The 18949-nt window shown below is 63.9% G+C and carries 21 protein-coding genes and 1 pseudogene; 3 read left to right on the plus strand and 19 right to left on the minus strand.

From position 1 onward, the window contains the following. The coding region (locus FEV51_RS00005) for an IS3 family transposase (protein WP_138615238.1) at nucleotides 1-261 on the plus strand (261 nt) is incomplete at its 5' end. A 24-nt stretch (nucleotides 262-285) separates the two neighbouring features. Here the strand turns inward: FEV51_RS00005 and FEV51_RS00010 are convergent. The 18 genes and pseudogenes from FEV51_RS00010 to FEV51_RS00095 all read right to left on the minus strand — a co-directional run. After that, nucleotides 286-2445: pseudogene (locus FEV51_RS00010) on the minus strand (conjugal transfer protein TraG N-terminal domain-containing protein); the annotation flags it as partial. Nucleotides 2446-2455: 10 nt separating this feature from the next. Beyond that, on the minus strand, nucleotides 2456-3892 hold the full coding sequence (locus FEV51_RS00015) for a conjugal transfer protein TraH (RefSeq protein WP_029140023.1): 1437 nt from the start codon (nucleotides 3890-3892) through the stop codon (nucleotides 2456-2458). Further along, nucleotides 3882-4694 carry a conjugal transfer protein TraF gene (locus FEV51_RS00020; protein WP_010412575.1) on the minus strand — a complete coding sequence of 271 codons (813 nt, stop codon included), beginning with the start codon at nucleotides 4692-4694 and terminating at the stop codon, nucleotides 3882-3884. Before FEV51_RS00020 ends, FEV51_RS00015 begins: the two co-directional genes overlap by 11 nt. After that, nucleotides 4691-6412 (minus strand): conjugal transfer protein TraN, encoded by a 1722-nt coding sequence (locus FEV51_RS00025; RefSeq protein ID WP_138615239.1) that lies wholly within the window; start codon nucleotides 6410-6412, stop codon nucleotides 4691-4693. The genes FEV51_RS00020 and FEV51_RS00025 overlap by 4 nt, the downstream gene beginning before the upstream one ends. Next, nucleotides 6409-7125 carry a type-F conjugative transfer system pilin assembly protein TrbC gene (trbC, locus tag FEV51_RS00030; RefSeq protein ID WP_246034373.1) on the minus strand — a complete coding sequence of 239 codons (717 nt, stop codon included), beginning with the start codon at nucleotides 7123-7125 and terminating at the stop codon, nucleotides 6409-6411. Before trbC ends, FEV51_RS00025 begins: the two co-directional genes overlap by 4 nt. Before the next feature lie 35 nt (nucleotides 7126-7160). Then, nucleotides 7161-8174 carry a conjugal transfer pilus assembly protein TraU gene (traU, locus tag FEV51_RS00035; RefSeq protein WP_011413823.1) on the minus strand — a complete coding sequence of 338 codons (1014 nt, stop codon included), beginning with the start codon at nucleotides 8172-8174 and terminating at the stop codon, nucleotides 7161-7163. After that, a complete protein-coding gene (gene traW / locus FEV51_RS00040) occupies nucleotides 8171-8803 on the minus strand; it encodes a type-F conjugative transfer system protein TraW (protein WP_011413824.1) in 633 nt (210 codons plus the stop codon). Before traW ends, traU begins: the two co-directional genes overlap by 4 nt. Further along, nucleotides 8803-9309, minus strand: coding sequence for a S26 family signal peptidase (locus tag FEV51_RS00045; protein ID WP_007163820.1), 507 nt, complete (start codon nucleotides 9307-9309; stop codon nucleotides 8803-8805). The genes traW and FEV51_RS00045 overlap by 1 nt, the downstream gene beginning before the upstream one ends. Beyond that, nucleotides 9306-9686: a TrbI F-type domain-containing protein gene (locus FEV51_RS00050; protein ID WP_041685066.1), complete on the minus strand. Its 381-nt coding sequence runs from the start codon at nucleotides 9684-9686 to the stop codon at nucleotides 9306-9308. Before FEV51_RS00050 ends, FEV51_RS00045 begins: the two co-directional genes overlap by 4 nt. Then, entirely contained in the window at nucleotides 9679-10086 is a 408-nt protein-coding gene (locus tag FEV51_RS00055; protein WP_011413826.1) for a hypothetical protein, read from the minus strand. Before FEV51_RS00055 ends, FEV51_RS00050 begins: the two co-directional genes overlap by 8 nt. Further along, entirely contained in the window at nucleotides 10083-12632 is a 2550-nt protein-coding gene (traC, locus tag FEV51_RS00060; RefSeq protein WP_011413827.1) for a type IV secretion system protein TraC, read from the minus strand. Before traC ends, FEV51_RS00055 begins: the two co-directional genes overlap by 4 nt. Then, nucleotides 12629-13165, minus strand: coding sequence for a hypothetical protein (locus FEV51_RS00065; protein ID WP_011413828.1), 537 nt, complete (start codon nucleotides 13163-13165; stop codon nucleotides 12629-12631). The genes traC and FEV51_RS00065 overlap by 4 nt, the downstream gene beginning before the upstream one ends. Nucleotides 13166-13209: 44 nt before the next feature. Next, nucleotides 13210-14088, minus strand: coding sequence for a DsbC family protein (locus FEV51_RS00070; RefSeq protein WP_011413829.1), 879 nt, complete (start codon nucleotides 14086-14088; stop codon nucleotides 13210-13212). Further along, on the minus strand, nucleotides 14085-15368 hold the full coding sequence (locus tag FEV51_RS00075) for a TraB/VirB10 family protein (protein ID WP_138615240.1): 1284 nt from the start codon (nucleotides 15366-15368) through the stop codon (nucleotides 14085-14087). Before FEV51_RS00075 ends, FEV51_RS00070 begins: the two co-directional genes overlap by 4 nt. Next, nucleotides 15368-16123 (minus strand): type-F conjugative transfer system secretin TraK, encoded by a 756-nt coding sequence (locus FEV51_RS00080; protein ID WP_011413831.1) that lies wholly within the window; start codon nucleotides 16121-16123, stop codon nucleotides 15368-15370. The genes FEV51_RS00075 and FEV51_RS00080 overlap by 1 nt, the downstream gene beginning before the upstream one ends. After that, the gene (locus tag FEV51_RS00085) at nucleotides 16120-16689 is read right to left on the minus strand and encodes a type IV conjugative transfer system protein TraE (RefSeq protein WP_011413832.1); all 570 of its coding nucleotides are present in this window, start codon (nucleotides 16687-16689) and stop codon (nucleotides 16120-16122) included. Before FEV51_RS00085 ends, FEV51_RS00080 begins: the two co-directional genes overlap by 4 nt. A gap of 12 nt (nucleotides 16690-16701) precedes the next feature. Next, complete coding sequence (gene traL, locus FEV51_RS00090; protein ID WP_011413833.1) at nucleotides 16702-16989, minus strand: type IV conjugative transfer system protein TraL; 288 nt, start codon at nucleotides 16987-16989, stop codon at nucleotides 16702-16704. A 26-nt stretch (nucleotides 16990-17015) separates the two neighbouring features. Then, nucleotides 17016-17342: a hypothetical protein gene (locus FEV51_RS00095; protein WP_011413834.1), complete on the minus strand. Its 327-nt coding sequence runs from the start codon at nucleotides 17340-17342 to the stop codon at nucleotides 17016-17018. Between the two features lie 363 nt (nucleotides 17343-17705). Between FEV51_RS00095 and FEV51_RS00100 the strand changes: the two genes are divergently transcribed. Both FEV51_RS00100 and FEV51_RS00105 read left to right on the plus strand, forming a co-directional pair. Next, nucleotides 17706-18167: a hypothetical protein gene (locus tag FEV51_RS00100; RefSeq protein ID WP_138615241.1), complete on the plus strand. Its 462-nt coding sequence runs from the start codon at nucleotides 17706-17708 to the stop codon at nucleotides 18165-18167. A gap of 1 nt (nucleotide 18168) precedes the next feature. After that, nucleotides 18169-18435, plus strand: a complete 267-nt coding sequence (locus FEV51_RS00105) for an AlpA family transcriptional regulator (protein ID WP_086438276.1) — start codon at nucleotides 18169-18171, stop codon at nucleotides 18433-18435. Nucleotides 18436-18482: 47 nt separating this feature from the next. Here the strand turns inward: FEV51_RS00105 and FEV51_RS00110 are convergent, their stop codons facing one another. Next, nucleotides 18483-18869: a MerR family transcriptional regulator gene (locus FEV51_RS00110; protein WP_007163832.1), complete on the minus strand. Its 387-nt coding sequence runs from the start codon at nucleotides 18867-18869 to the stop codon at nucleotides 18483-18485. Nucleotides 18870-18949: the final 80 nt, after the last annotated feature.

Below are 18949 nucleotides of genomic sequence, written 5' to 3' on the forward strand. Positions count from 1 at the left end.
TCCTACGATTATCAAAAGATGCTGCAGGCTTACGGCCTGCGGCCATCGATGAGCGGCAAGGGTAATTGCTATGATAACGCCTCTGTCGAGACATTCTTCAAAAGCCTGAAGGCGGAACTAATCTGGCGGCAGAGCTGGCCAACACGGCGACAAGCCGAGGCCGCCATCTTCCAGTACATCAACGGGTTCTACAATACCCGCCGCCGCCATTCATATCTGGGCGGCATCAGCCCGCTCGCATTCGAAGCCAAAGTGGCATAATGAGATCAGTGACCGGCACAAAACCGTTACAAGTCCAGTGATGCCTGCCGAGCTGCTGGACACCAGTGCTTCCGAACTAGAGCTCGTCTCGCGCAAGAAACCTTCCCGCGTGCTAGACCAACTACGGCTGTCGGAGAGCTGGCGCAGCGCACCTGTAATGCGTGAGCGGTCTTCTGAAGCGATCCCGATATCGCTATCGGTCCAACTCTGGTTGCGTCCCCCTTTGATCCCACCTGAACCTGTAAATATGCGACCTTCCTTCTTCGCACCGATCCCTGCATCGCCGTTCAAGAACCAGGATACAGTGATGTCGTCGGCGGCACGGCGCGAGAGCCCGAATTGCTGCTGGAGTGTCTTCGAGGCGTTGTCGACCTCGCTGAATGCGCTGCCGATGCTGTCGCTCGTTGACGTGCCACTGACGCTCTCGTTCGAGCGCGAGCGGGTGTAGGCATCGCGCAGCTCGCTGAAGCGGGTGACAGCCGAACTCGTCGATTGTTGGGCAAGGTTCGAAAATGTCTCGCTCTGGCCGCGGCTTTGGCTCGCCATGGTCGCAAGTCGGCTCGAGAAGTCCCGCCCGAGTGTCGGGGTGAACGGATAGCTCGAGGTCGGCACGGTGGCGAATTCGGCTTGAGGGAAGCCGGTGGTCTGGGTGCCGTTTTCGCCCGTGGCTCGAGTCTGCGCGGCGCCGTAGCCAATGTTGGGCGCGAGGCTGGCTTGCGCAAACTGGCGCGAAAACACGTTCGAGTTCTCAAGGCTGGTATTGCCGAGCGAAACATTGCCGGTGCTCGCTTCGCGCGCCGCCTCTTCTGCCGCGTTCTGGCTCGGGTTGAGGTAGCTCGTTGCCTGTCCCGATATTGCGAGCGCGCCCCTGGCGACCCCGCCGGCAAGGAACGGGATCGATGCAACGAGGTAACCGGCCAAGATACCGATATCGTTGTTGACGTCGGTCATGCCTGAGAAGGTCGCTAGGCTGAGACCGGCTGCGCCGCCCGCTGCCGCCACATCGCTCGCGCCCTTGAGCATCAGGATCATGTGCAGGATGACGAACAGCGGTCCCCAGGCGGCGAGATAGAAGAACCCCGTGACGTATCCTCTGAGCGCGATCGGTCCGGTCTTGGGCATCAGGAACAGCGGAAAGAGCACCGGAAAGAGCGCGTAGAATACGACCGTCAGGACGACATTGAGGATCGGGACCCACTTCATCGCGTTGTGCGCGATCGAGGAATAGGTCCTTTCGGTCTGGATATCGGCGCGAGTCTGAGCGAACACATCGACGCTCGATGCGCCGCTTGCTCCGGCGAAGCCATGCATCGCCTGGTTCATGGCGTTAATGGTCAGAACCTGGCGGAAGATGCTGCTTGCATCCTTCGAGACGCCAGTGAGGTACTGATAGGCAATCGGCAGGTCGGCGATGAGCTTGGCCTTCGCGAGCGTTTCGGTCTGCCGGGGGTAGAGCTGGCGCCCGGCGACCTGTGTCATCTCATCGATAAGCCCGGCCCACTGGTTGGAGAGCGCAGTATAGGCTTCGCGGCAGGTGATGATCGAGGCCGTGACGCTATCATCCGCCTGCCGGGTGACGAAGCGCTGTGCACGCGCGGCACTGCCAGGCGCGATGGTCGCCCAGATATCGTTGCTCTCCGACAATTCCTTCATCGAATAGCGGCCGAGGAGCAGGTCGTAGAAAACGCATTGGCGGATATGCTCGTCGAAATTGGCGGCAAACTCGGGATCGGCAATGCGCAGCGAGCGTGTCGCTTCGAGCAGGCGCGCGCCGTAAATCATGCCGTTCTTCGAATAGTTGAGATCGTCGGGAAGGCCAAAGACGAGCTCTGCGGAACGGGTAAGGTAGTCGCCCGCCTGGCTGGTAAAGCTTGCCATGAGCGCTAGGCCCAGCGGGACATTGGCCACTGCTGCCGGTGCAAGGCTCGGATTGACGCGGTCGGTGACCTGCACATCCATGCGCGGCACCATCAGGCACATGTAGATGAGCGTCGCGCCAAGGAACCAGTTGAGCCAGGCGCGCCAGTCCTGATTGAACGCGACGACAATGACCGCAAGCGCCATGCCCATGACCAGCGCTACCTGGATCAGGCTCTTGTAGCCACCGGCCCCGGTCCACGCGGCGACGGCGTTCAAGACATTGACGATGTACTCGCCGCCGCCGGTAGTGAAGATCTCGACCATGGTATTCGCCTCAGGGGATGATCGAGCGGGACTGGAGGCCGCGTGACCAGTCGAGCGCTGCGGACATCGAGGGCGACATCGAAGCGGCGAGAGCGTTTTCGATCATCGCCGTTTTCTCGATGATCTGCATTATCGCCGAGACCTTGGCCTGACCCGTTGCTTGCCGCTGCACAATGCCCGAGCGAACTTCGGCGACCTGGCCGCGCCAGATCGCAAGCTTGGCTTCATCGGCGGCGATGAAGCTTGCCATCGAACGCCCGGCTTCGGACACGATCCGGTCGAGGATGGCATAGAGCAGGTCGATGCTGGCGATCTCGGCGAGCGTTTCGCGATCGTCGGTCGGCATGCCGCGTCCATAGGCGGCCTGGACGGTAAGGATCTTGTATAAGGGGACAGAGGCGACCTGCAGCAGTTCCTTCTCGGCATTGCCGATTGCGGTATCGGCGCGGATCGCATCGACCATATTGCCGATGAGGAGCGCGACGCGCGGGCGGATGGCCTTCGCATTCGAAAGGCTCATCTGCTCGAAGGTGGGATTGAGGCAGAGATCGGTCTCGTCGCAGCGAAACACGCGCACGGTCTGGCCCTGCGTCCCGTCTAGGAGCGCGCTTACGAGCGTCGAGGACGCGTCGCCCGCGAAGGGCACGAACTTGCCGGGTTCATCATCCTTGGGCGGCACGTAGATGACCGTGCCAATCAGCGTCATGACGTATTCTGCAAGCTCGCGGTCGAAGGTACCGCCGGGATTGAAGAAGGCGCTCTTTTTCAGGACGTGCCAGGTGTAGTTGCGCGCGACGCCCGGATTGACGTCGGCGTAGTCGGTGCCGCCGCCTTCGTTGGTTGACGCGCGCTGGCCGCGCGTGCCGCAGCCGTGTTTGGCGGCCGCATAGTCGGTGAAAATGCCTTCGGAATTCCCGATGGCTTCGCAGATCGCCTTGTCGGCGAGATCGCCCTTGGGCCACAGGCCGCCGACCAGCCCCTGCGCCATTTCGCAGGAGTTGATCGAGAGATTGTTCATGAGTTGAGCCTTCTGCGAAAACTCCTGCATGATCTTGTTGCACTCGGGACAGACGGTGTCGATCGCGAGGCTGAAAGCAAAGCCGACCGCGTTGTTGGCGACGGCTTTCAGGAGCGCGACCATCTCGCTCGCATTGATGAAGGAAAAAGACCCGGCAAAGATATCGATGCCTCCGCAGCCCGCCCTTGCGCGCGGCAGCTGGAGATTGGCGATGTTGGTCGTCTTCTGAGGGAAGCGTGTCCAGACATTGCCGAGGCTGTAATATCCCGCCGACTGGCCTTCGAAGGCGGTTGGGCCCGTGACATTCGCCGCCGCCCCCATGTCATCCATGAAGCGGTCCATGCTGTCGCCAACATTCGCGGCGACCGGTGAGGCAACCATGCTGGCGGCGGCGAGGGTCAATGCCGCATTGCGGATGCTAGTAATCATGTCCGGCTTCCTTGGAGGTGAGAAGGTAGATGCGGTCCTGCAGCTCGTCGGCCGAGAGCACGCCGTAGCCGATCGGAATCGGGCGTTTGGTCACGCTATCCCACAGCACCAGGGCGGGGGTGGCTTTGCCTTCGAGACCAAGCTTGCCGCGCTGGTTCGTCTCGACCCGATAGTCGGGAAAGTGTCTCGAGGGTCCGCCATCGGTCGAGATCGCGCGTACGGTAATCCGCCATCGGTCGGCGACGCCTTTGACGATCGGGCCCATCACTTCGCACGGGCCGCAGGTCGAACTGAAGAAATAGAACAGGCCGTAGCGCTGCGAGAGCGTTGCCATGACGTGATCGCGCTCCGCGCTGCGGGCATCCTGCCACTGCTTCTTGGCGACCGCTCCGACGGGGCGCTCAAGCGTGTAGTCGAGGTCCGGGTCCCGCCAGATCGCCCGCTGCCAGACATCGGAGAACAGCGAGGCGCGGTCGAGCTGCGCGCGCTGAAAGCGGATATAGGCCGCGACATTGGCTTCGGTCGGATAGAGAATCGCGCGCGCTTTGAGTTCGCGCAGCTCGGAGGTGATCGCGTCGAGTTCTTGGCTGGCCGCGACCGGCTCGGCTTCAGGCTGTTGTGGCTCTTCAATGGGAGCGGGCTTCACGCAGTAGAACCAGTAGCCGAGCCTACGCTCTTGGCAGTAGAGCGCGTCGGCAGCGGTGGTCGATCTTGTGTCCTGCCGCTCCTGCGCCTGGGCCAGAGTGGCGGGCAGGGCAGCTATGCCGAGCGCGAGCGCCGTGAGGTGATGCAGATGGGTCATTGGCCGCCCCTTGCGTAATAATCTTCGATCCTCTGCTGGATGAGGATGCTGGTCTCGAGTTCGTCGGGCAGCCGCGCGGCCTCGGTGAACTCGGCATAGACCTCGCTGAAATCCATCCGGCTCAAATCAAGCCGGGCAAACTCGTCGAGAGTGAACCCCTCACATTGTTCTTCTTTGGGCTTGTCCCATGGCTTGGGGAGCTGCTTGCGGCCCTGTTCCTGCAGGATCCGCGAGAGCTTGCTCTCGAAACAGCAATAGACCTTCTTCTTCGTCAGGCAGACGCCAAGGAACTTGTCCGAACAATAGGTCCCGACATAGGCGCACAGTCCCTGCGCATCGCGTTCGTGGAGCAGCACTTCCTCGCGGCTGCAGCCGAGTGCGACCAGCAGGCTGATTCCGGGGATGAGCGGGAAGCCCTTGCCCTTGCAGCAGTTGAGGACGCCGAAGACCTTGGACGAGCAGGTGTTGCGCGTGCCGCGGAACAGCGTCAGCGTGTTCGGATCGAACTGGCCGCGCGCCTCGTCCATGGCGTGCAATGCGACCGCCGCATCCTTGAACTCATCATTGGCGGTGCGCTCGATCGTCTCGCAGCTGCCATCAATGCAATAGACATCGCCGTCGCAGACATACTGGGTGGAGATGTCCGTACCGGGCAGGGGACATTCGTAGATGCGCTCCCAGGTCTCGCAGGGCATCTCGTCGGTGAGGCATTCCTCGCCGATGAACCGGCAGGTGCCCTGGCTTTCGATATCCGAACAGTCGCTCGCCGCCTCGCGCGATGTGCAGGTGTAGCTGCGCTGCCATTCCCAGCAGGGCCGCGTAACCGAGACACCGTCGATCACGCGGGTCTGCGGATCGGCATCGGTGCAGATCTCATTGTCGAGTGTGCAATCGCCATTATCGGCAAATCCGATGCACTGGCTCTCGTCGGAAAAGGTATCGATCGAGTTGTCCGTGGTCACCGCATAGGGCGTGTAGCGCGCATCCGGAGTGTCGCATGTGATTTCAGCGATGGGATCGCCAGGTTCGGTGCAGTATCTATAGAACTGGTCCTCCCGCCACTGGAGGCAGGGTCCGGGCCGATACCCGGTGATCCGGCACGACCCCCCATCGAATGCCGAGCACCAGGGATATCCATAGACTGTGCTCGTCTCATTGCAGAGATAGTGCCATTGCTGGCGCCGGGTCACGCTGGCAACGAGCGGCACCGCGCACTGACCCACCGACTGGTCGATCCGCGTGCCAGAGTTGCATGTAGCGGTGTAGGTCCCAGCCGATCCGGACCCGGTCGGCAGCGGCACGCAATTACCCTGGCCACCCGAGATTGCCATGCCGCTGGTGTAGTCGAGCGGGGTCTCGTTGATGGCGAGGCTGCGCGCAATAACGTCCTCGATCTCACTTGGATCGAAGCGCGCGCGATTGGCCACGCTGTCGCGCATTGCCCGATAGCCCTGGTGTCCGGTAGCAGCGGCGGCCGCATTGCTCTCGATCCGCTCGGGAGCGTCGGCGAGCGTTTCCAGGTTTCGCACGGCGTTGCGGTCGTAGTTGGGCAGGTTTGCTGCATTGGGCTGCGATTTGGCAGCTTCTTGCGCTTCGCCGCGCAGGCTTTCGCCAAAGGCCTTGCCATCGGCCCGCGCGTCCTGCTGCTGCGCGGAAAGGGGCGCGGCGACGGCGAGAAGACCGAGCAGTCCTATGCGAAGCGATTGTATGAGCCTCATGGCCGTTCTCCTTCGAGCCTGCGGGAATGGAGGCGCGCGAGCTGCGCTCCCGGACCGCCTCCCGAAGCGAAGGTGTCGAGCACTTCGGCCACGCTGATATTGCCGGCAATGCGGTCGTGCGGCGGCAAGACGTCTTTGCAGTCGAACCCGTCGCAGGGGCTGAAATCGCTCGCGATCATCACGAAGCTCGGGGCAACCTTGATATCGAACGCGCGGAACAGGCGCGGGTCGATCCCGAGCGCGCCGGCCTCATCGCCATCGCTCCAGATTGCGGCGATGCGCTTCTTGAAGCGCGCGCTGTCGCCTTGCGGGAAACCGCGCAGCACGGTGACGCCGCCGGCCCTCGAGACATCGCGAACCAGCGCCTTCAATGAGGGCTCGGGCATTGCCAATGAGGCAAAAGCGATGAACCGGGGCGTGTCGCCCATCGCTGCCACTTCCGCGTCGGCCTGGGCGCGGATCATGCCATCGAGATCGAGCGGCCCGGCATTCGCGGTCGCCTGCGCAGTCTCGGCATAGCCTGCGCGATTGTCGAAAGCCGTTTGCTGCGCGGCGCGCGCGTCTTCTGCGAGGGTATCCGCTTTTGTCCTGACCGACGTGGCGAGCGCCTCGGCGTCGACGGCATGTTCGGCCGCTCGCGCGCGGATCTCAGCGAGGTCAAGGTCGGGTCCGGCATCCTGCGCAGAAGCGGCGGCAAATCCGGCAGCGATCACGAGGCTCAGGCCAACGAGTATGGGGAAAGCGTTTCTCATAGCGCGCAGCAATTCCTCTTGCGCCAGACGAGGTATCCCATGTCTTCGCCGATCGCGGGGATGACCTGTCCGGGGGACTGGAAGGTGGTGGATGCACCGATGGGCGGGCAGGCGTAGCGGCCCTTGGTCGCCGGGTTGGGGCTGGTGGCCTGGAAGCGGTATTGCTGCTTCCTCATCACCGGCATCAGGTACTTGCCGCACAGGCCCTTCGACCCCATCGTCCCCCATGAGACGAGCTCGCGGTGGAGCTTGTAGGCGAAGCGCGAGAGCACGAGCCGCGAGGCCTGGACGTGTCCGATCGAGGCCGAGACGTTGCCGTTCATCGGGTACATCGACCCTTGGCAGCCCGCGCACCAGAACATCTCGTCGAGCGGCAGGTTCGCGGTCGCTGCAGCACAATCCGCCGCGCACGCGGCAAGCGCCAGCGGGTTGGCAAACAGCACGGCCTCGGGATTGATGATCGCGGTGAGCTCGCTGTCCTGCCACAGCGGATCGATCTCGGAGATGTAGAGGATGTCGATCGAACCCGGCTCGAGGCACAGAAAATCGGCGACGATCTCCATCCAGTAGATCAGCGGATAGGCATACCAGTGGACGTGCCAGCTCGAATAATACTGGCTGGCGCCGCCCACGGCCGAAGGACCCGAGATCGAGCGGAAGCCGACATCAAAGCCGGGATCGAGCTTCATGCCGCCGAGGTTCACGAAGCACCAAGGCTTCATGCTGACATCGGCGAGCCGGACCGGCTCCCAGAACCCCATCGCGATGCCGGGCCGAAGACCGCACAGGCACAGCGGGAAATCGGGGTTGTCCGGATCGGGACGATTGCTCGGCCAGATTTCGAGCCCGCCGATCGAGATCGGGAACAGGCACGACCAGCAGATGTCGGTGATCGGATTGACGAATTGCCCGGTGCACTTGCCCGGACCGGCATCGGCCGAAGCGGGTGATGCGAAGACCAGCGACAGCATCGCCGTGAAAAGCACGAGGAAGGCGCGGATTCCGGTCATGGCTGTGCCTTCCGGCGCGGCAGCGCAATCTCGCTGACTTCGAGGAAGCGCCCGTTCTGGCGCACCCGCGCGGGAACAGCCTTGATACCGAATTTTTGCGTCAGCTTGCCGCCCTGGTCGAAATAGAAGCGGCGTTGACGGGCCTTCATCAGCTCGAGCGGTGCGCCTTTCACGAGGATCAGCTTGGCATTGGCGTCCTGCCTCAGCGCCCAGGCGATCTGCGCAGGGTCGTCGCCGTCGAGAAACAGGAGGTCGGAGCGCAGCTTGACGCTGTCGAGCGGATTGACCCGGGTTCCGGCGGCATGGATCAGCTCGCCTTTTGCGCCCCGGATATCGGCAGCAAGCGCGATTGTCGGATCGAACGCCCAGCTGCGGCTTGCGCTTGCGCGAATGAGGCCGGCAACCGGATCGGGTCGGTTGACGCGTGCGATCGTGCGACGCTTGAGTTCCTCGTTGAGCCGCGCGGTCTCGCCCGACTTTTCCATCTGCGCGAGGCGCGTATGAATCTGTTCGAGCAGGTCGCGCTCGATCACAGGGAAGACCGCGCCGCGCTGGCCGTAGTCTCGTGCCTGCAGGCTGGCAGGGAGCATGGCGAGGAGAAGCGCGCCAATCGGAAGGAAAGAGCGCATCACAGGATTGCCCTCCCGCTGCCGAGGATCTGCCCGCGGCAGACGAAGCCGATTTCCCCGTAGCGGCTGTCTAGCCCGCGTGGATGGTCGGTTCCGGTGTAGTAGCAACCTTCCGGTATTGCGCCTTCGGGACCGCGCGTGAGCGGCACGCCAAGGCGGGTGACCTCGAGCAGGCTCGCGACCTGCTTTCCGTCGATGAAGACCGCATCGCCCTCGTGGCGCACGACATCGCCCGGCATGCCAAGCACGTGCTTGCCGAACATCTGCGGTTCCTTTCCGAAATGCCTTTCGACGAGTTCGCTTTGCGGCGGCTCAAAGAAGATCAGGCTGCCGCGTTCGATCGGCGCGCGCTTGTCGAGCCAGAACGCCCAGTTTGGCAGGCTCGGGCTCGCATTGATGAGGAAAGCGTGGTCCTTGCTGAAGGCATCGAGCGGCGCCCAGGCGAGCGGCAGCAGGACCAGCCCCGAGAGCAGCAGCGAACGGCGGATCGAGCGGGGCAGGCTCATGGCTGGATCTCCCCTGCGAGCTTGTCCGCGATGCGCTGCTCGAGTTCGGAGGTTGCGTCTTCGGCAGCGCCCGCGAGCACGGCCTCGGCAACCAGCACCACGCGGCCGTCATGGCCCATGTCGGCAACGGCGCTTTCGGCGGCCTTGAGGTAGGCAAGGCTAGCCGCCTGGACGACCGCCGGATCGGCATCGGCGCGCGCGGCTTCCTCGACGAATGTCCCGATGGTCTCGGCGAGCCGGACCGTGACGATCCGCTGCTCTGGCGAGCTGGTGACCTGCTGCGTAATCCACGCACCCCACAGGAGCGCGGCAACGAGCAAGGCTACGGCGAGGAGTTTCGGGCCCAGCTGGCTAAGTGGGAGGTTCAGTCTATCCATGGCGGGGAGATCCTTCGGCGAGGCGGCGATCGAGGCGGCGCAGGAAAGCCGGCAATCGCAGCAGGGCGAGGCCGCCGGCTGCGATGAGGAATGCGATCTGGAGGTCCTGGGCAAAGAAGCGGCGCGCGACCGGTTCAGCGGTGCGGTAATGGTCGGCAAGATTGCCGATCTGCGCGAACAGCGCCGTCAGGTCCCATCCAGCGATGAGAAGGAACACGAACAGCGGCAGGCCGAGGACCAGCAGCAGCGTGCTCGCCGCGAAGCTTGCCGTTTCGATCAGCACCAGGCAGGTGCCCTGGGACAGCGCCAGCCAGTCGATCACACGGTGCTTGTCGCGGGCTTGTCTGACTGACGGAAGCGGCACGCGATCTATGAGCGTGGTGGTCTCGAGCACCATCATGCGCCTCCTTCCACACCTGCGACCAGCGCGACTGCGCGCTCGAGCGGCATGCCGTTTTCGACATGGCGGCGGATCGCGGCATAGGTGTCAGGATCGGAGGAGAAGATGGTTGCCGAGAGTGGGTCGAGCACCAGGCGTCCAACGGCTTCCATCTCGGGACCTTTGAGGTAGATCTCGCTGTACTCGGTGCCCGAGCGCTTGAGGCTGCGGATCAGCGTCTCGGTCCGGTCGTCCATGTCGAGCCGGGCCTCCTTGCGGAAATCGGCGATGGTCTCGGGCTTCTGTTGGAGCACCAGCATCCAGTCGCTGTTTTCGAGCGCGGCGCGCGCACCATCGGACTTGTAGTAGTCGTTCAAGGACTGGGTCGCGGTCGCAAGCGCGCCGCCATATTTGCGCGCGGTGCGGGCATAGGTCTCGACGAACTCGCCCATCGAACCGCCCTTGAGCATCGCCCAGGCCTCGTCGATCAGCAGCAGCTTCTTGGTCGAGCGCGACGAGCGCGTCATCGCCTGACCGGTCATGAACATGATTGCCGAGAGGACAACGCTTCGAAGCTCCTCGCGGGACGCGAGGTCGCTCATCTCGAAGACGGTGAAATCGTCTTCGAGCGCGAAACTCGCTTTCCCCGAGAAGAACCCGGCATAGCTGCCACCGCGGCAGAAGGGCGCGATCGCTGTGGCGAGATCCTTGCCCGCCTCGTTCTCGCTCTGATGGAGCGCATGCGCGACGTCGTCGATCGCCCCGCCGCTGCCGAGCGCTTCCCACACCTGCGTCACCGCGCGGTCGATCAGCCCGCGCTCCGTGTCCGAAGGCGCGGCGCTTGGCCGCGCCATCTGGCCAACGATGGCCTTGATCATGGCGAAGCAGTCGAGCCGGTAATCCTCGTCTTCATGCGCGCGCGCATCGTCGACCATCGAGAAGGGGTTGAGCGAGAATCCCGAGGCGAGCGTGAACTCGACGAAGCGGCCGCCCTGTAACTTGACCGAATGCTCAAAACTGCGTCCGTCGTCGATCACCACGACCTTGGCGCCCGCGCCGCGCAGCGCGGCGCACAGCTCCTGCAGCAGCACCGACTTGCCCGAGCCCGACTTTCCGCAGATCGCGATGTTGTGGTTGCCCGCCGCGTTCTCGAAGGGCGACCAGAAGAAGGGCTGGCCGCGCCGTCCGAGGAGCAGCAGGTGCGGGATCGTCCCGCCGAGATACTCGCCCTGCAGGGGGGCGATATTGGCCGCGGTGGTCGAGAGCATGGTCCGGAAGCGTTTGAGCCGCGCAAGGTCGTGGACCAGACCATCGGCGAGGCTCAACGGGAACGAGGCGACGAGGCCCTGGAGCTGGAGGAAGCGCTCGTCGGCAAGGTCCCATCCGGCCGCCTTGTAGATCGCCTTGACCGTGCGCTCATGCGCATCGCCTTCGCCGAGCGGCGAGATCGTGGTGAGACCATAGAACAGCTTGACGAGCTTCTTGCCCGCCTGGAGTTCGGCCTGGACGTGTCTCCATTCGGCCGATTGCTCGCCAAGCCTAGGGAGGAAGCGCGCGCTCTTCGTTTCCGAAAGGCTGGTGGTGCGCATGAACTTGTAGCCGGCGCGCGCCGAGGCGGCCTCCTGGTCGGGATAGTGCAGGCACAGCATTGTCGCGGCGGGACAGGGAAAGCGCAGCTTGTCAGTAAACATGTCGCCGATGAGCCGCGCGCATTCCCACGGTGCCCAGCGCTCAGGGGTAGAGCGCACGCCGTAATGGCGCACATCGAAGCGGTCGGGATAGCATTCACCTACCTGAGGCACGCCATCTCGCGAGCGCCCGGTCTCGCGGAAGCGCTCGGTGCGCAAGATAAGCCGGTCGTCCTCGACCTCGAGTTCGATATCGCGGCGGATGGCCTGCGCGTCGAGCGTGTCCTCGCGGTTCCAGTGGGTGAGATCGGGTTCGCGCGCTGTCGTCGGCGAGGTGAGTTCGTCGACCAGTGCGAGCAGGCCTGCGGGCTCGAGCCTGTTCGATGCAAGGCCGAGCGAGTTCAGCATCCCCGCCATCCCGTCGCGGCATTCGGTGAGTTCTGCATCGGTCACGTTTCCGGGCACCGGAACGCCCAGCGACAGCACGAGACGCACATGGCGCGCATGAAACGGCGCGTGTGCCGAGCCCGACTTCCAGACGAGATCGTAGAGCCGGTTGGTGCGGGCCTTCGCGATCGCTTCGTAGATCCCGCCCTGCTCGTAGCGCGGCGCGAACCAGGGGCCGACGATGGCGCCGATGCGCGGAGACGCGAAGTTCAGCACCTGCAAACAGGCGCCTTGCGGCAGGCTCTCGGAGAAGAACTGCCCGAGGATTTCACCGGTGCGCTCATCGGCGCCGATGAGCGGGGTGACTTCGAGAATGAAGCCCTTCGAGTGCGCGTTCCGGTAGAGCCCCGGGCCCTCGTCATAGATGCGGTACGGAAGCCAGTCCGACAGCATGTCGAGCGCGAAACGCGGCTGCGCATGGTCGGCTTTCTTCGCATCGCCGAACAGGCCAGCGAGGAGCGCGTCGCGCGCAGAGGATAGCGAGAGGTTCACTTGGGCTCTCCTTCGGGCAGAACAGGGTGGGGCACCTGGCCGGGGGAGGGGGAACGACCAGGTGCCCCGGGGTCCGGCGCTTTGGCACCGGGCAGCTCCGTCAGATCCTGTGAGGGGATGACCAGGACATCGGGAGGCTGCTGGGGGGAGGGATTGGAATGCTGGAATGGACGTGCTTCTGCGGCGGCGGGCGGCGGGCCTTCCGCTTCAGCCGGGCGCGCCAGTGCGCGCAGAACGTCGCCGGTCGAACGCGGCGCGCGCCAGCGCTCGGCAGCGCGATCGGGCAGCACGACATGAACGACCCGGGCCTCGTGGATGCGGCCCGCCTCGTCGCGGTAGCCCGCAACGACGATCCGCAATTCGCGATCACCGACCCCGTGCGCTCGCGCAGAGGCATGACCGGACCGTTCTGCCTGTGAAGCGCGGGTGGCGGCATCGTCGATCATCGAGGTTGGCGCGCAGCTTCCCTCCGGCGCGCGGCAGGAAAAGTCGCCCTTGACGTTGCCGCCAAGCGTCGCGCAGCTGGCGATCATCAAGGAGAGGGTTGCCGTCGCTCCGACACGGGTCACACGGCCGCTCATTGCTTCAATCCGGTCTTGGCATTGGCAAATGCGCGCAGTGTCTTTGCATCGCGGTAGCCGTGCAGCACCGCACCGTCGCGCGCTCTGACGATCACCGGGGTTCCGGCAAAGCCGTTGGCCTGTGCAAAGGCTTCGTTGGCATCGAGCGCAGCTGCTTTCTTGCAGGCAGCGCGCGGTTCGAGGTGCTTGCCGGTGTAGGCGGCATGGAGCGCCCCGACCGGATCGGCGGCGCACAGCACCGCCTCGGACATGCGGCGGCTCGATGCGCCGAAGATCGAGATCGGCCGCTCCTCGACAAGGACGCCTGCCTTCTCGAGTTCGCCGGTGAGCCGCTTGCAGTAGCCGCACTGGAAATCCGAGAAGACAACCAGCTTCGGCCCCTTGGGATTGCCCCACAGGATCGCGCCTACTGCGGGCAAGACTTTGAGATCGACATGCGTCGCGGCCCGCCTGTCGCGGGGTTCTGCAACGTCGTGCCGACCGGCAGTGTCCTCGCCGGCAGCGCGGGCTGCGCCGGCGGCGAGCAGGTCGGGATTGAGTTCAAGCAGGCGCGCGGCGGTTACGTCGCGCCGCTCCTCCATGTCGTAGAGCCGCCCGACGAAGAGGTAGCGTGCCGCTTCGTCGATGTAGAACAGCGTCTCTCCCGAGACGACCTCGCACCACGGCGCGAATGTCTTGCAATCGAGCGCGTCGATCGGTGTCTTGGGCAGACGAAGCTTGAGCGCTTCAACCACATTCTGCGTGATCGCGGCCTGCGCCGGCATGGCGGTCACTACCGCGACACCGCTTGTAAGGAGGGCTGCTGCGCTGGCGGCGGCGAGCGATATGTGCGCGGCGCGCGCCTTGAGGCCGGGCCGCTGGTTCGAGTAGTTCATTGGGGTGTGCTCCTGACATGGACGCCGTCGAGAAAGACGATCTCGACTGCGATGCCGGTCGGCATCTCGACGACGGGTTGGTACTGTTCTGCGCGTTCGATGAGGTATTTGCTGACCGTGTCGGCGGCTTCGCCCGCGCCCTGGCCGAGGCCGCCTGCGAGAATGTCGGTCGGCGAGAGCGCGTCGCGCCTGCCGTCGCTGCCGACAGGCTGCGCAAAGATGCCGTTGGCATTGGCCGAGAAGCCGCGTCCGAACCCGCCGACGATCCCGGCGAGCAGCGCCTGGCTGACGAGGCTGCCTTCGCGGCTGACGACATTGCCGCGAACGCCCGACTTGCCGGCAAAGGCGATGAACCCCTTGACCTCGCTCACCGCAAAGCGTCCGCCCGGTTGCGCACAGGTCATGCGCACAAGCTTGACGTAAACCTTCTCGGCCGAGAGATCGCCGCGCGCCGCGCCGTTGACGAGGCAGCCGGTGAGATCGGTGGTGAGAAGCTTGTTGCCCTGCAGCACCGAGCGCGCCGGACCGGTGATACGCAGCACCACGGGCAGCGGATCGCTCTGGCTGGTAACGCCCGTCGAGGCGTCGACCCCGACGATCACGGTGGCAGGTGCATAGCTGTTGGGCGGCAGGTAATCGCGGCTTGCCTCGAGCAGCAGCGTCGGCGCGCTTTCGATTGCCTTGGTCTTGGCGGCGCCCGGCTTGTCGGATGAGAAACTCAGCAGGCTTGCCTTGGGTTCGCTGGGTGGCTCGAGCGCTCCGGGAGGGAAGCCCGGAGCCCGCGGATCGGCTGAGGGAACCGGCGTAACTGGGGGATTGGCGCGCACCGTCTCGAGTTCCGAGCGCAAGGCGGCGTTCTCGGCCGAGATCGCATCGATCGCCGCCTGACCGTCGCTGATCATCCGCGCGTTTTCGCCGCGCAATGTCTCGAGCTCCTGCTCGATCGAGGCCTTGGGAAGCTGGCTTTCCTGCAGGTCCTTGATCGCGCGGCCCTGCGCATCAAGACGGTTGCCATAAGTGGCGACGAATTCGCGCTGCGAGAGATTGCGATTGACCAGCGCGCCGGTCTCGATCGTGGTCGCGCCCGCGCCGCCGGCGCCGGCTTCATCCTCGCCGCCGAAGATGAACATCGAACCGGAGATGAGTGCCACCCCGCCGATGCCGGCGAGCAGCAGCTTCTGGCGCTGCGCGACCGTGCGGTTGAGATTGCGCCGGGCTTCGCCGCGCGTCTCGTCCTTGGGCGCTGCGGCGGGCGTATCGTGTCTGTCGGTATCGGCCATTATTCGAGCCCTCCCTTCGCAAAGACGAGGAAGGCCTGCGTGCTCTCGCCGGGCTGGAGACTGTCGCGGCCATAGGCAAAGGCCAGCGCCCCGGCGGGCGCCTCGCGTTCACCGGCAAGGTCGACGGGCATCGGGCCGAGATTGCGCAGGGTGAAGGCCTGACCGATCAGCTCGGCACCTTCATATTCGGCGACCTGCTGCACTTCGAGGCTGTCGGTGCGGCGTGGTCGCGAGAGTTCGGCGCGCGCCCGGAAGCCCGGCAGAACACCGTCGCTCGCCATCGCCTCGATCAGGCGGATCGCGGCTTCGTCGCGCGTCGCTGCATAGCCTTCCCATTCGCTCGCCTGGGACTTGGCGAGCGCGGGATTGGTGACGAAGAGCTGGCTCGCTTCCTCGCCATCGACGCGGCAGGCGAACTTATAGACATAGCCCGCGCTGCTGGTCGCGAAGAAGCTGACTCTGGCGCTCGCATATTGCAGCGGCACCGAGACATAAATGTCGCCGCGCACCGGTTCGTGGGTCACCTCGAAATCGTTGTAGGGATAGCCGCTCGCCATCTTCGAGACATTGGCGAAACCATCCTCGATGAGGGCGATACGGGTCAGCGCGCCGCGCGCGAGCACGCAATCGATCGCGGCGCCATCAGCGGCCTCGACGAACTGGTCGGCATGTGCCGGTGAAGCGTAGGCGGCCGTGGCGATTGCCAGCGCAACGCTGGTCAGCGCGGCGGGGAAGGGGCGGGATAGGAGTGTCATGGGTTCTCCTCCTCGGTTTCGGTTGGGAGCTGGCGGAAGCCGGTGAGGCCGAGGCTGAGGCCGCGGCGGTTCCAGCTGAATTCGAAGCTGCGCTGCTGGCTCGCGATCACCTGCGCGCCGACAAAGGTCTTGAGCGTTCCGGTGACGGTCGCGGTGAGCGCCTGCGGGTCGACCTCCATCCGCGAGATGACGAAGGCCTGGCTGATGTCCGAGCCGCGTTGCTCGTCGACGATCTTGACGAGCTCGGCCTTGAGGCGGCCGTGCGCAGAGGGATCTGCCACCTTCAGGACCTGTTCCATCCAGTAGTCGAGGCTCTCGGGTGCGCGATTGAGCAGCATCAGCGCGGTGTCGCGGGTGACAAGCTCGAGGTAGTGCGCATCGGTCGCGCCGCTGCCGAGCGTCAGGCGCTCGCTCGTGACAGGCACGAGGATCATGCTTTCCTCGCGCGTTGCCGCCGCGCCGACCGCCAGCAGGCTGGTAAGGCCGAGAACGGATGCCAGCGCGGCAAAGCGGTTACGCTGCTTGAGGTGACGCTGCGCTTCCTCGTAGGCGAATTCGTGTTTCATGGATGTCCTCCCTCAGCCTGCGAGCAGGCGACAGTGGGAGGGCGGCGTGGCTTTCAGCCCGAGGAAGCTCCCCGGCAGATACCAGTAGGCAGCATGCACCAGTTTCGACCCTGCACCTGAAGCTTTGGCCTTTCGAAGGGCGAACCAGGTCATGACCGATAGGCCGGTGCCGATGATGATGTGCTGCGCAAGGATGCCCCAGGCGAACGGGACGAGCAGTCCCGCAAACTCGTCGATGGTCCAGAAACCGATGAGCTCCGGATCGTCGAGCCGCCGTGGAACGAGGTATCTGTCGGCCATGCCGCCCTCCCGTCGTTAGACCGCGATCAGATGGTCGCGGTCACGACCGAGGTGACGATCGGCACACCGGTGCCGACGCCGATACCGACACCGACCGGGACCGCGACCTGCCCGAGGGCGAAGCGGCCCGAGGCGAGCGCGATAAGCCCGCCGGCAAGGCTGAGGACGGTGATGATTTTCCCGCCCGAACCTTCGAGGAAGTCGGTAAATTTCTGCAGCGCCGGATCAAAGGTCGTATCGGCACCGGCATAGGCGGCACCGGCGCAGGCGAGCGCAATGGCGGCCGGAAGAATATAGTTGCGGGCACGAATGCCTTTGCTGGATTGGCGCTGAAGAGTGATTGCTTTGGTCATCGAGGAACTCCGTTTCGAACATTGGCAGCGATGCGTTCGCTGTATGTTCTTTCCTCGATTGGAAGGCAGGGTGTAGGAAAACGGAAACTGCAGCACGCGGTATTCCGACCAAGAGAAATCGTCGATTCTGGGCAATCTGACCGGGTTTTGCGCGACCGGTGCAGACATTGCGGCCAAGAATACCGATCATTGCGCCACCCATACCGAAATCTGAGATCGAGGGACCGGAATCTGCGCGAATCAAATCGTGTGACGATGAGCCGGTTTCCTACGTGTTCCTTATTTGTTCTTTTTCCTTTCCTACAGTTTGACGCGTTGCCTAGCCTGTTGGTGATTCGCTAAAGATCACCGGAAGCAGGAACAATGGCGCGAAACGCAAACGACAAATGGGAAGAACTATCGCGAGGAGTCGCAGCTTTCCTCGACCATGCCGTGGACGAAAGTGGCAAGTCCCGGCGGACGATTGCCGCACAGACGAATATCAACAAGGACGCGCTCCGACGCATCCTCGCCGGGACACGGTCAGCCACACTGCCAGAGGCGCTGGCCATCCTTGACGCGAGCGGACACGCGCCGCGCACCTCCCTGATGCTGGCACTCGCGGGGTACTCGCAGCGTAGCGAGGATTGGCAGAATAGCGGCGTGCTGGAATTTCTTGAAACCTTCATAAGCGAGTTGCCGTCTGCTTTGGATCAGGCGCTGGGCGAGAGGCTGCTCGATGTGAGACCGCGCTGGGCAAAGGGGACCGCGCACCGCACCGCCGGTCTCCTGTCGGATCACCTCGCGCAACTGGAGCGGCAGGATGAACAAAGCTTCGCTCTCTGAAATGACGACCGGTCTCGAAACGGACGCGGAAGCCGTTCCTGTCGAGCCAACGCCAGACCGGCTCATTCGTCTTCCCGAGGTCATGGCGCGCGTGGGCCTGCGCCGAACGGCAATCTATCAGCGGATGCGCGAAGGCCGTTTTCCAAAGTCGCGTTCGCTCGGTCCCCGTTGCACGGTTTGGGTCGAATCCGAGATCGATGACTGGATCGGTTCTGTTGTCGAACGCACCGACGAGATATGTCAGAACACGCCCCGAATTTCGAGATGATCATGTCTTGCGTCCCGTCACTGCTCCCATAAACGCCCTCTGTCCGGCTAGCCGGAAAGCACTTCGATTATCCGGCATTCGCCAACCGCTCCGTGCTGGCAGTCGTCGACCATATGGCGCAGTTCGGTTCGCAGTTTTCGCAAGTCACCAAGCTTCCGATCCACCTCGCGCAGGTGGAGGCTGGCAATAGAGTCCACGGCTTCGCACGATTGCGATGGATCATCCGCCAAAGAAAGCAATTGGCGCACCTCCGCCATGGTGAAGCCGAGGTCGCGTGCGCGGCGGATAAACCGCAATCTGGCCAATTCGGTCGGGCCATAGTCCCGGTAGTTGCCGGCGGTGCGTGGTGGTTCCTCCAGCAATCCGGTCCGTTCGTAGTAGCGGATGGTTTCGGCGGTCGTGCCGGTCTTCCGCGCCAGGGCACCAATCTTCATGGGTTTCTCGCAATGCTTGACCTTGTAGCCACTACAAGGTGCATAAGACAATTCGAGGATGCAAGCAGAACGGTAAAATC

Source organism: Qipengyuania marisflavi (genome assembly GCF_005884405.1).
In the GTDB taxonomy this organism is placed as follows: domain Bacteria; phylum Pseudomonadota; class Alphaproteobacteria; order Sphingomonadales; family Sphingomonadaceae; genus Qipengyuania; species Qipengyuania marisflavi.